The organism is Kaistella pullorum, from assembly GCF_014837035.1.
Taxonomy (GTDB): Bacteria; Bacteroidota; Bacteroidia; order Flavobacteriales; family Weeksellaceae; genus Kaistella; species Kaistella rhinocerotis.
Genome location: NZ_JACSPS010000001.1, coordinates 902578 through 914126, shown reverse-complemented (window position 1 = coordinate 914126; position 11549 = coordinate 902578). Strand labels below are relative to the sequence as shown.

The following is an 11549-nucleotide window of genomic DNA, read 5'->3' as shown; positions in this document are numbered from 1 at the left end:
TGTTAAATATTTTTTAAAATTTGCTTCACTAAATCTTCTACCGAAAGTTCAGCATCAGCCTTCAATAAACGGTCGGCGATCCGCTCACTCATCTTGCGTGAAATGCCCAAAACCTCTAATGCAGATAACGCCTCATCCTTCACTTTATTATTCACAAAGTTAGAAATATTCTCCGCTGAAACGGTGAATTTCTGCACCTTATCACGAAGATCAACGATGATTCTTTCCGCGGTTTTTCCACCGATTCCTTTCACCTTTTGCAGAAGCAAACTATTGTTGTTCATAATCGCCGCAGAAATCTCAGAAAGCGAAAGCGACGAGAGCATGATGATTGCAGAAACGGGCCCAACACCGTTAACAGAAATTAACAGATTGAACATTTCTTTTTCCGAAATTGTGTTAAATCCGAACAGCAGGTGCGCATCCTCGCGGATAATCTGCTGGACCTGAAGGAAAGTCGGCTGGCCGAGGACCAGTTTTTCAGAGGTTTGCAAACTGATGCCGACATAGTATCCTACACCGTTTACATCGATAATTACAGAGGTGGGATTAAGTTCCTGAACGGTCCCTTTAAGCGAATAAATCATTTGTATCTTAAGAATTTCAAAGATAAAATTTTAAATTAACATGTTATGCCCATAAGACATGCAAAAGTGGCAAATATAAGGAGATCATGCTGCGGTTTATAAAGAGACGAACTTGTTTTTCTTTTCGGTAAAAAAACTTTAATTTTGCACAGAAAGTAAAGATGTCTATACATAACAAAATCGTGGAGACAGCCATCACTTTCGATGACGTACTTCTTATCCCTTCATACTCTGAAGTTCTACCAAATCAGGTTTCACTAAAATCAAGACTTTCCGACAAAATTACGCTTAACGCACCCATCGTCTCCGCGGCGATGGATACAGTAACGGAGGCTGAAATGGCAATTGCGATGGCACGTGTTGGCGGCATCGGTTTTATCCATAAAAACATGCCGGTCGAGGAGCAAGCTGCGCAGGTCTACCGCGTAAAACGCTCCGAAAATGGGATGATCTCAGATCCCGTGACTTTGTCTAAAGATCACACCCTTGCCGAAGCAAAGGAAATGATGTCACATTTCAAAATCTCCGGTTTGCCGGTTGTGGATGCGGAAAATACACTGGTTGGGATCATTACCAACCGCGACGTGAAGTATCAGGAAAACCTCAGCGCTAAGGTGGAAGAACTGATGACCAAAGACAAGCTGATCACTTCCGATAAAGAAACCAACCTCGAGCAGGCGAAAGAGATCCTGCTTCAAAACCGGGTCGAGAAATTGCCAATTGTAGATAAAGAATTCAAACTTGTAGGTTTGATTACGATAAAAGATATTGACAATCAACTGGAATATCCGAATGCGAACAAAGACCAGAGCGGCCGCCTGATTGTAGGAGCGGGCGTCGGTGTGGGCGAAGACACGATGGACCGGGTTTCTGCATTGGTGGAAGCTGGTGTAGACATTATCGCGGTAGATTCCGCGCATGGACATTCGCGCGGCGTCTTAGATAAGATCAAAGAAATTCGTGCAGGTTTTCCGGACCTTGATATCGTGGGCGGGAATATCGTTACAGCAGATGGCGCCAAAGATTTGATCGAGGCAGGTGCAAATATCCTGAAAGTAGGCGTCGGCCCAGGTTCGATCTGTACAACTCGTGTTGTGGCAGGCGTGGGCGTTCCTCAGCTTTCCGCGATTTATAATGTTTTCGAATATGCAAAAACCAAAAATGTCGCGGTGATCGCAGACGGTGGAATAAAGCTGTCTGGTGATATCGTGAAAGCTTTAGCATCCGGCGCAAGCGCTGTGATGCTCGGTTCTTTGCTTGCAGGTACAGATGAAGCGCCGGGTGAGGAAATCATCTTCCAGGGACGAAAGTTCAAGGCTTATCAGGGCATGGGATCACTTTCGGCGATGAGACGTGGCGGCAAAGAAAGATATTTCCAGAGCGAAGCGAAGAAATTTGTGCCGGAAGGTATCGAAGGCCGCGTTCCCCACAAAGGAAAACTGGAAGAAGTGGTTTTCCAGCTTACCGGCGGAATTCGGGCCGGTATGGGTTACTGCGGTACAAAAGACATTGAAACTCTGCAGCGCGAAGGCAAAATGGTGATGATTACAGGTAGCGGACTGAAAGAATCGCATCCGCATGATGTGATTATCACACAGGAAGCGCCGAACTATTCGCTTTAAGCTTTTAAAATAAATATAACAGAGGCCGCAATATTTGCGGTCTTTTTTCGTGTTTAACTGGGAAAATGATCCTCTTTTTCCATTTGAGATATTTGGTTATATTTGTTAGGACGATGAAGAAATTACTGACGCTGACGATGCTCTCCCTCCTACTTGTGCAGTGCGACGCACTTTCCGCGCCGTCAGTTGCAGGACCCCGAAATACTGTTGGCAGTATAAATGATGAATCCGCGGAATATGCTACACTTTTTGCGAAAGATCAGCAACACAAAACCCAGGAAACCGCTGAAGTGCTGAATTATCTCCTCAATGACAACGATCCGGAAGATTCATTCACCGCGTTGGTCATAGAAAACACTTCGAACTGCAACATTATCGTTCGTGCAATTGCAGTAGATCAAAAGCATATTTACAATTTGCCGGTACCGCGGAAAGCAAAAAATCATTTTAAGATCTATAAAGGAAATTACACGCTGAAATCTAATGTGTGTACTGCCAGATACTATTCCCAAAAAAGCGTCTTTGATTCTGTAATCCTCACGATTAGAACAAATTAAATACAGTGGTTTTGGGATTACTGTTGCAATTTAGCTGGATTTTAATGTGTGGTGACATAACTCATACCGGGTAATTTTCAGAATTCCTATAAATCGGATATCTTTGTCCTATTAAAAATGATTAAATATTATTAGCATGAATAAGATCCTCGCAACCCTTGCACTCGCTCTTCTCACACTGCATGCCTGCAAACAAAATCCCGAAAATTCTTCTGCAACAGCAACCGAGAATGCCATGGACATCAAAGTAAGTGGTGAAACCGAAACTCAAAAACATTTCAATCCTCCGATGCTTCCAGCGGCAATTGGTGACCGTGCGGCTAAAAAAGTCATCGTTCATCTTGAGTCTACTGAAGAAGAAGGTACGCTGGCGGACGGCGTTACTTATAAATTCTGGACTTTCAACCGCACTGTTCCGGGCTCTTTCATCCGCGTGCGCGTTGGTGATGAGGTAGAACTTCACCTCAAAAATGCCAGCAACAGCGTAATGCCGCACAACATCGACCTTCATGCGGTAAACGGCCCGGGCGGCGGTGCAGAAGCGACCAATGTGGCTCCCGGCAAAACGGCAATTTTCAACTTTAAAGCTTTAAATCCCGGATTATATGTTTACCACTGTGCCGCAGCACCCGTTCCGCTGCACATCGCGAACGGAATGTACGGTTTGATCCTGGTAGAACCTGCCGGCGGACTTCCAAAAGTTGACCGTGAATATTACATCATGCAGTCTGAATTCTATACAAAAGGTAAAACCGATGAAAAAGGACTTCAGGAGTTTGATCAGGACAAAGGCGTAGATGAAAAGCCGACCTATGTGGTTTTCAACGGAAAGAAAAACGCGTTGATGGGTGAAAATAAACTTGAAGCAAAAGTGGGTGAAACCGTAAGACTATATGTAGGTAATGCAGGTCCGAACCTCGCCTCTTCTTTCCACGTAATCGGTGAAATTTTCGACCGCGTTTATATGGAAGGCGGCAGCAAAATCAATGAAAATGTACAAACTACCCTGATTCCCGCAGGTGGTGCAACCATCGTAGAATTCAAAGTGGAAGAACCCGGAGAATATATCATGGTAGACCACTCAATCTTCCGGGCATTCAACAAGGGTGCGATCGGCATCCTGAAAGTGACCGGTGAGAAAAACCCTAAAGTTTATCACAAAGTTCAGTAATCATTTTAAAGAGAAACTGCTGTGCAAGCATTTTTAAAAACAATTCTCTGGTCCGGCAGTTTCTTTTTCCTGATGCAAAGCTGCGGAGAGGCCGCGGCCGAAAACCAGGCGAATAACTACAGTACTATTGCGAAGGAAGTAAAAATAACGCCCGACGTAAAGATGGTGACCATCAAAGGTGGCGAATATCAGCCATTTTACGGTGAAGACAGTTCGCTGGTGGAAATTAAAGATTTCCTGCTCGATGAAAGACCGGTGACCAACCGTGAGTTTCTCTATTTTGTAAAGAAAAACCCTAAATGGAAACGCAGCAATGTGAAAGCTATCTTTGCTGATGACACCTATCTGCAGGATTGGCAGGACGATGAAACACTCCCGAAAAATGCGGATCCGGATGCGGCTGTGACGTACGTCTCGTGGTTTGCCGCAAAAGCTTATTCTAAAAGTGCCGGCAAAAGACTTCCGACGCTGGATGAATGGGAATATGTGGCGATGGCCGATGAAGAAACCGCCAATGCAAGGGAAAAACCCACCTACTCATCTAATCTGATCAATCTTTACAACGAAAAAGAACGCCAGCTGAAACCTACGATGGTCTCAAAACCCAATTATTGGGGTGCTTACAATATGTTCGATTTGGTTTGGGAGTGGACGGATGACTTTAATTCTATCATGACCACCAGCGACACCCGCAGCGGAAACTTCGATGACAAAGGGCTTTTCTGTGCGGCAGCGGCTACCACGTCGACAGACGCGCTCAATTACGCTTCGTACATGCGTTACGCGTTCCGGGCAAGTCTGAAGGCTAATTTCACGGTTTCGAATCTCGGGTTCCGGTGCGCGAAGGACCTTAACTAAACAAACAAATGAAAAATTTAGCACTGATCATATTTTCGTTTTTAATGCTTTTTTCGTGCAAAGAGAACGAAGCAAAATCAATGGAAAAGGACGAACACGCCAACTCCATCTTTCAGCTTGATTCTAAATGGCAAAACCAGGAAGGAAAAGAACTGTTCCTGAAAGACCTGAAAGGTAAAAACCTTGTGGTTGTACTTATTTTCACCTCTTGCCAAACGGCTTGTCCGCTTCTTGTTGCTGATATGAAAAGCGTTGAAAAGAAGATAGACAAAGACAAACTGAAAGAAACGACGCTGGTTTTGGTTTCGATAGACCCGGTGAATGATACGCCTGAAGTCCTGAAAAAATACGCACAGCGTGAAAATATCGACCGCGAACCCTACACGCTGCTCCGCGGAGATCTGGAATCAACACGTGAACTGGCCAATGTGCTTGCGGTGAAATACAAGGAAATCACGCCGATACTTTTTTCACACTCTAATATCATCAGCGTGTTCGATAAGAACGGTGAAATGGTGAGTCAGGAAGAAGGAACCGTGAAAGCCGGTGATATTGCGAATGTGGTGAACGGCTTGAACTAAGAATCCAAAAATAAAGAAAAATGTCATTGGGAATTCCAATGACATTTTTTATCTGAATTAATTGCCCAGTTTATCTTTAAAATCCTCGATTCGCCAATCGGTGCCGGCATTACCTTTTTCAATTTTTTCTTTTGAATATAGCCGATAATCGTTTTCGGTCTTTTCGAGCAGGTAATCATAAGGTCCGGCAGCGGAAATCAGTTTCACCAGCACCGGCGCTATCTCGAGCGTTATGAAAAGACCCATGATGAACGCGGCTGCAAGTGCGATGACTGCAGAATTCTTCCCGAGTTCGTCGAGTGCCTGCAGCCGCGCTGCAAAACCATTGAATTTATCTTCGAAGGTTTCGGTTTTGTTTCTTTCGGTTTCAATATTGGTATAGACTTTCGAGATTTCTTTATCTAAATATTCGAGGCGTGGCGCAACGGATTTCTGATAATTTTCGAGATCCTGACGTCGCTGTTCCTTTAGTTCCGCTTTACGTTTCGCGTTGGTACCAAAACCGACTTTGCCGGAAGTAAGACCGCTTTGTTTACCTAGAATTTCTTTTTCAAGTTCTACAGCAGCCGAATCATACGCTCGCTGATAATCGGCAGCACGCGCGGCAATCTGTTTTTTCTCGGTTTCAAACGGACCCGATTGTTGCATAATCCGACCGTTCATTTCAGCCTGAAGCTGGGTTTTATTGCGCTGGATGATCGTGTTGAGCTGTTTGTTGACTTCTTTTTCAAATATTTTGAGTTCGAGCGGTTTAGAAATGATGATTCCCAGGAATGCAGCCAAAATCAATCGAGGCAGCGACATCAACAGCTGATTCCACCAGGTTCCCGTTTTCTTGATAGAAGAAACGATGTAGCGGTCCAAATTAAAGATCATCAATCCCCAGACAATGGCGAATGCCACCGAAATCCAGATATCGTCAAAGACCGTGAACATCGCATAACCCGCGGAAAGCGTAGCAAATATCGCCGTGAACAATACGATGCCGCCGATGCCGGCGAACTTGTTCCATTCAGACGGTGTTTTACGTAAAATATGAATATTGCCTCCCGAACAGATGAGCAGAAACTTCTGGAACCAATTCATTCGGCGGCTGATGACAGGTTGTGGTTGTGAAACTTTCATAATCTGATTTGTAGCTTTTAACGTATCAATGTTACAAATAGTATTAGGTTTAGCCAAGTAAATGTGTTGTATAAACTGTGTAAATTGTTTTACAAAATCGTTTTGTTGAAACAGAGCACATTACCGTGGAAAGGTGAGGTTCCGGTCTTTTAGCCCGGATTGAAACGGCATCCCCGCCGCGGCGGGATAGAGTTGAAAGCCGGTACCACCCGCCGCAAGTGTAATACCTGTGTTGCTCCTTGAAAAATTACTTCAGACGGTCCGGATTTGCTTTCAGAAAACTCTCCCAACCGGTGTAATTCTTTTCTGTCACAGCATTCCCGGAATTGAAGTGATGGCAAACCGCCACGGCGAGACCATCTGATGCATCGAGGTATTTTGTAGGAAATTCTTTGAGGTTCAGCAGGCTCTGCAGCATGCCGGCGACCTGCTCTTTGCTCGCATTTCCGTTTCCTGTGATCGCCATTTTTATTTTTTTTGGTGAATACTCCGTGATCGGAATGTTGCGGTGCAGCGAGGCTGCCATCGCGACACCCTGCGCGCGGCCCAACTTCAGCATAGATTGCACGTTTTTGCCAAAGAAAGGTGCTTCCAGCGCGACTTCATCAGGATGAAATTCGTCGATAAGCGCGAGTGTTTTGTCGAAGATCACTTTCAGTTTGGTTTCGTGGTTTGGATATTTCTTAAGAATAAGCTCGTGGATTGAGATCATTTCCATCTTTCCTTTCACTACAGAAATGAGTCCGAAACCCATAATTGTGGTTCCCGGATCGATCCCTAATATTATTTTTTCGCTTTGCACACTACAAAAATAGATGGTTTAAATTAAACCGCTTCACCTGTTCAGCATAAAAAAACCGGAACTTAATCCGGCTTTAATCATTGAAGATTTAATTTTGAAAATAGTAACCTACACCGATCTGCAGGAAATTGTTTTTCATCACCACACCCGGACTTTCCTTTGCGATATTGCTGGTTCCGATATTGTATTTCGCTTCCGCCGAAAAGTTTGGCGTAAAACGGTATTCTGCACCAAAGGAAAACGAACTGTTGCCTTTGTGAAGGTCTTCAAAATCTACTTCTTCGCCATCCTGTTTGCCTAAAGCATTTGTCACAAAGCCAAAATTATACGCGCCTACCAACGCAAATCTTTCTACCGGATAAAGCTTTACTCCCACAGGGAAATAAACTGTAGTTAGGTGTAGTCTGCTGCGTTCGCCACCAAAATTCAGGTTTTCACCACCCAAACCTGCCATTGCAAGCTCCGTGAATATTGAAACGTTTTTGTGCGCATGGTACTCGATAGGAACGCTCATATATACGTTGTGCTTAGGATCTACCTGTTGCTTTTGGCCATCAACAGTAAGGTCTAATGTAGAGTTTACATAACCCACTTTAATTCCTGCTTCGAATTTTTGGGCGTTTAAAAAAGTAGCAGCGAAAACCGCCGCAGCAAGTACAATTCTGTTCATATATAATTTTCGCCAAAAATAAACTTAATGCGGTGGAGACACAAATCGGGATTAATATTTTTTGTAGTTTTAATTTAACCAAAATCACCTCATTATGACACGCAAAGAATTCCTCTCAAACACTGCGCTGGCCGGACTTGGCCTCGCCACACTACCTGCCATCATAAGCTGTACGCCTCAGCGCATGCTGTATCAGCCGCTAGAACTTGCATCAGGTGGCGATTTAAAAACTGTTCGCGGAAATGTTTCACGCTACACCAACAAAGGCGGTACTGTAGGTATTTTCGAAACTAAAGAAGGTTTTGTGGTCGTCGATTCCCAGTTTCCGGATTCGATACAGCCGGTGTTAGACGGAATTTCAGCCAAAGCAAAACCAGTCCTGTATCTTTTGAACACCCATCACCACGGCGATCACACCTCGGGAAACATTTCATTCAAAGATCAAAAAATAAAGGTTGTGGCACACAGCCGCGTGCCCGAACTTCAGCGGCTTGCAGCTGAAAAAAGCAATAAACTGACTGAGCAGCGGTACGCAACGGAACTTTTCGATGAAACGTTTGCCATAGATTTGGGTCGGGAAAAAATACGTGCATACCATTTCGGGAACGGTCACACTTTTGGTGATGCAATCTATCATTTCGAAAAAGACAATGTAGTACATATGGGCGATCTGATGTTTATCAACATGATACCAGTCTACCGAACGCCTGACGGATCGGACTCGAGAAGCTGGATAAAAGTACTGGAGAAAACCCTTGAGACCTTCAGTGATGACACTCAGTTTATTTTTGGTCATGCGCCCACTCCTGAACTTGCGAACGGCAAAAAGGAAAATCTGCGGGAAATGATAAATTTTCTTGAAGCTTCAAATACGTTTATGTTGAAAGCGTTAGCGGAAGGTAAATCTACCGAGCAACTATTAAAGGAACACGCCTATATTCCGGGATTTGAGAACCGAAAGACGCCCGAAAGATTTGCCGGCTTCCTCACCGAACTCCGCAAAACCTTAGAGAGCTAAAGAGATCAGTTTTAGCAATACCATGCCCTTTGGTGGTATCATTGTTGTATTTACAGTGTCGCACTGCGTACTAAAAATTAATGTACAAAGGCCAAACTGTAAAATCAATGATGATGAGAACTTCCACTATATCGACTACTGATCACAAAAACATCGAGACAAAATTCAGCGCTTTTGTGCAGGAGGGTGCGCACCCATGCATCATGGCGAAATCTGTCTTCAAGATGAAAAATTACGACATGCATACCTATGGAGACATGCACACTCCCGAATGCATCACCACTTTGCTCGATGACATAAAAACGTATATAAGCAATGTAAAACATGACACGATGGAATTCCGGTCGTTCATTGCTGTATTTCCGAATAATTACTTCAGCGACGAAGTAGGTTTTGAGAATGCGCTCTGGAAAACCCTTCAGTCTCTGCACGATGCCGATCCAAGTGAATGGGATTCAACTGTGAGTCACAATCCGGATGATGCAGAATTCAGTTTCAGTCTTCATGGCAAAGCTTTCTATGTGATCGGCATGCATCCTGCAAGTTCACGAATGGCAAGGCAGGCGCCGTTTACGGCTTTAACTTTCAACCTGCACAGTCAGTTTGAAAAGCTTCGTTCAATGGGAACGTACGAAAAAGTGCGCGACATGATCCGGCAGAATGACAAAAATCTGCAGGGAAGCATTAATCCTGTGCTGAAAGATTTCGGTGATGACTCAGAAAGTCGGCAGTATAGCGGACGAAACGTAGAAGATGCCTGGAAATGCCCTTTTCACCACAAACACAACTAAATGTCGCACCAAATACAGATTATCAAGCCGCAAACGGGAAAGGCTTTCCTACTGAATAAAGGTCAGATTCTCACCGTGACTGATCCGCAAGGGCAGCAGGTAAGCGATATGGTGATGCTGAACCGTCACGATCACTCAGAGAAAATTTCTTCCGGAAAAACGCTGGATTTTGAGGAATCAATCCTGCTGACTGCCGGAAATTTTTTGTGGAGCAACCGATCAAACAAAATGGTGAAAATCATTGAGGACACCAACGGCCGCAATGATTTCCTCCTCGCACCCTGCAGTAAGGAAACATTTGAAATAATGTATGACCACACAGGTTATCACCCGAGTTGCCTGGAAAACCTCACCAAGAATCTGGAACCTTTCGGCTTAACGCAGGACGATATTCCAACGGCTTTCAACATTTTCATGAATGTACAGTTTAACGAAAAGGGAAAGATTTCCGTCCTACCACCTACTTCGAAACCGGGTGACTTTGTGCGTTTTGAGGCGATGATGGATTTGCTTGTATGCCTGACGGCCTGTTCCGCTGAGGACAGCAATGGCGGTACTTTCAAACCAATCCATTATTCAATTTCAGATTCAGTTTAGATTCCAGAGTTTATTACGTTCCACACCATCCATTATTTCTTTAATTTTCTTGTGCGGACGGAATACAAAGGATTTACCTTTATCCATATCGGCAATGTTTGAGAGGATAACGACCGAAGTTCGCGACGAAGGATAATAAATCAGCAGCGATGGCGAACCCTTAACATAACCTGAATGAAAGTACGCTTCTGGACTTTCACTCATCATAATGCCGTAGCCATAACCCACTTCTCCTAAAACCGGATGCTTGGTACCAGAGGTTTTGGTACGCATCTTTTCTAAAGTTTCGGGCTTGAAAAGTTTTCCTTCGTGCAGCGCCAGATTCCACTTATGGAGATCTGCCGAAGTGGACAAAACTCCGCCGGCGGCTACCGATATTGTGGCCTGGGCCAAGCGTTCGGGCATATTCGGAACCGATTTATAACGTTCTGGATTCCCAAAATAGGCTCCCGCCAAATATTCACCTTCAAAGTGGTCAGCGGTAAAACTGGAAACCATACCTGCTTTTCGCGAAAGTTCACGGAAATTATCGTCATACGTTTTGCCCGAAGCTTTTTCTATGATTTCGCCCAAAACCCGATATCCTTTATTTGAATAATGAAATTCTGCTCCGGGTTTAGATATCAGCCCGGGACCCACATCAGTAATCCCTGAAGTGTGATTTAAAATTTGATGAATCGTGATTTTATCGAACGGCTTTCTGCTAAAACTTTTCAAATATTTACCCGCCAGATCTGCGGTGGATAATTTACCTTGTTCTTCGAGCGCAAGTATCAGCGCCGCCGTAAACTGCTTACTTACCGAACCGACTGCAAATACAGATTTATCTGTCAAGGCTTTTTTAGTCCTGAAATCCTCGAAACCTGCCACCCGCTTATAGATGACTTTTTCGGCTTTAGTGACCGAAACAGAACCGTTAAAACCTGAATTTGAGCAAACAGAATCAATCCTCGAGGCCAATATTCTTTCCTGAACTTCAGCTAAGGCATCAATATATAGTTGGTGTTGGGAAATTTCCGGTTTTGCGGGAACCGCCTTTTCGGTAGAGCACGACGTTCCAATACTTAAAATAAGTAAGGTCCACAGATAGTTTTTCTTCAAGACGCTGAGTTTTATTCCTTCCCAAGTGCAAAAACCGTGGCAGAAGGTAATATGACGGCATCAAAATTC

12 protein-coding genes and 1 pseudogene are annotated in these 11549 nt (G+C 44.2%); 8 read left to right on the top strand and 5 right to left on the bottom strand.

All coding sequences use genetic code 11. The features are described from left to right. Nucleotides 1–2: 2 nt before the first annotated feature. Nucleotides 3–587, bottom strand: a complete 585-nt coding sequence (gene ruvA / locus H9628_RS04290) for a Holliday junction branch migration protein RuvA (RefSeq protein WP_251832877.1) — start codon at nucleotides 585–587, stop codon at nucleotides 3–5. Between the two features lie 161 nt (nucleotides 588–748). Here ruvA and guaB point away from each other — a divergent pair, with 161 nt between their 5' ends. The 5 genes and pseudogenes from guaB (at nucleotide 749) to H9628_RS04265 (ending at nucleotide 5376) form a co-directional block, all read left to right on the top strand. After that, nucleotides 749–2209, top strand: coding sequence for an IMP dehydrogenase (gene guaB, locus H9628_RS04285; protein WP_251832876.1), 1461 nt, complete (start codon nucleotides 749–751; stop codon nucleotides 2207–2209). Between the two features lie 113 nt (nucleotides 2210–2322). Further along, on the top strand, nucleotides 2323–2766 hold the full coding sequence (locus H9628_RS04280; protein ID WP_251832875.1) for a DUF6759 domain-containing protein: 444 nt from the start codon (nucleotides 2323–2325) through the stop codon (nucleotides 2764–2766). A gap of 136 nt (nucleotides 2767–2902) precedes the next feature. Further along, nucleotides 2903–3922: pseudogene (gene nirK, locus H9628_RS04275) on the top strand (copper-containing nitrite reductase); the annotation flags it as partial. Nucleotides 3923–3958: 36 nt separating this feature from the next. Continuing rightward, a complete protein-coding gene (locus H9628_RS04270; protein WP_251832874.1) occupies nucleotides 3959–4795 on the top strand; it encodes a formylglycine-generating enzyme family protein in 837 nt (278 codons plus the stop codon). 8 nt (nucleotides 4796–4803) lie between these two features. Continuing rightward, entirely contained in the window at nucleotides 4804–5376 is a 573-nt protein-coding gene (locus H9628_RS04265; protein ID WP_251832873.1) for an SCO family protein, read from the top strand. 57 nt (nucleotides 5377–5433) lie between these two features. Here H9628_RS04265 and H9628_RS04260 read toward each other — a convergent pair whose 3' ends face one another. The 3 genes from H9628_RS04260 to H9628_RS04250 all read right to left on the bottom strand — a co-directional run bounded on the left by H9628_RS04260 (nucleotide 5434) and on the right by H9628_RS04250 (nucleotide 7973). Further along, a complete protein-coding gene (locus H9628_RS04260; protein ID WP_251832872.1) occupies nucleotides 5434–6501 on the bottom strand; it encodes a DUF4407 domain-containing protein in 1068 nt (355 codons plus the stop codon). Nucleotides 6502–6748: 247 nt separating this feature from the next. Continuing rightward, the gene (gene ruvC, locus H9628_RS04255; protein ID WP_251832871.1) at nucleotides 6749–7303 is read right to left on the bottom strand and encodes a crossover junction endodeoxyribonuclease RuvC; all 555 of its coding nucleotides are present in this window, start codon (nucleotides 7301–7303) and stop codon (nucleotides 6749–6751) included. Nucleotides 7304–7391: 88 nt separating this feature from the next. Further along, nucleotides 7392–7973, bottom strand: a complete 582-nt coding sequence (locus H9628_RS04250; protein ID WP_251832870.1) for an outer membrane beta-barrel protein — start codon at nucleotides 7971–7973, stop codon at nucleotides 7392–7394. A gap of 94 nt (nucleotides 7974–8067) precedes the next feature. Between H9628_RS04250 and H9628_RS04245 the strand changes: the two genes are divergently transcribed. From H9628_RS04245 to H9628_RS04235, 3 genes are all read left to right on the top strand, one after another. After that, nucleotides 8068–8991 (top strand): MBL fold metallo-hydrolase, encoded by a 924-nt coding sequence (locus H9628_RS04245; protein ID WP_251832869.1) that lies wholly within the window; start codon nucleotides 8068–8070, stop codon nucleotides 8989–8991. An 80-nt stretch (nucleotides 8992–9071) separates the two neighbouring features. After that, nucleotides 9072–9782, top strand: coding sequence for a guanitoxin biosynthesis heme-dependent pre-guanitoxin N-hydroxylase GntA (gene gntA / locus H9628_RS04240; protein ID WP_251832868.1), 711 nt, complete (start codon nucleotides 9072–9074; stop codon nucleotides 9780–9782). Then, a complete protein-coding gene (locus tag H9628_RS04235) occupies nucleotides 9783–10379 on the top strand; it encodes a DUF1989 domain-containing protein (protein ID WP_251832867.1) in 597 nt (198 codons plus the stop codon). It begins immediately after the preceding gene. Here the strand turns inward: H9628_RS04235 and H9628_RS04230 are convergent. Further along, entirely contained in the window at nucleotides 10371–11480 is a 1110-nt protein-coding gene (locus H9628_RS04230; protein ID WP_251832866.1) for a serine hydrolase domain-containing protein, read from the bottom strand. The genes H9628_RS04235 and H9628_RS04230 overlap by 9 nt on opposite strands. Between the last annotated feature and the right edge of the window lie 69 nt (nucleotides 11481–11549).

What these genes read in the sequence shown, in the direction of transcription:
- ruvA (WP_251832877.1), bottom strand. Translation starts at nt 587, where the DNA reads ATGATTTATTCGCTTAAAGGGACCGTTCAGGAACTTAATCCCACCTCT.
- guaB (WP_251832876.1), top strand. Translation starts at nt 749, where the DNA reads ATGTCTATACATAACAAAATCGTGGAGACAGCCATCACTTTCGATGAC.
- H9628_RS04280 (WP_251832875.1), top strand. Translation starts at nt 2,323, where the DNA reads ATGAAGAAATTACTGACGCTGACGATGCTCTCCCTCCTACTTGTGCAG.
- H9628_RS04265 (WP_251832873.1), top strand. Translation starts at nt 4,804, where the DNA reads ATGAAAAATTTAGCACTGATCATATTTTCGTTTTTAATGCTTTTTTCG.
- H9628_RS04260 (WP_251832872.1), bottom strand. Translation starts at nt 6,501, where the DNA reads ATGAAAGTTTCACAACCACAACCTGTCATCAGCCGCCGAATGAATTGG.
- H9628_RS04250 (WP_251832870.1), bottom strand. Translation starts at nt 7,973, where the DNA reads ATGAACAGAATTGTACTTGCTGCGGCGGTTTTCGCTGCTACTTTTTTA.
- H9628_RS04245 (WP_251832869.1), top strand. Translation starts at nt 8,068, where the DNA reads ATGACACGCAAAGAATTCCTCTCAAACACTGCGCTGGCCGGACTTGGC.
- gntA (WP_251832868.1), top strand. Translation starts at nt 9,072, where the DNA reads ATGTACAAAGGCCAAACTGTAAAATCAATGATGATGAGAACTTCCACT.
- H9628_RS04235 (WP_251832867.1), top strand. Translation starts at nt 9,783, where the DNA reads ATGTCGCACCAAATACAGATTATCAAGCCGCAAACGGGAAAGGCTTTC.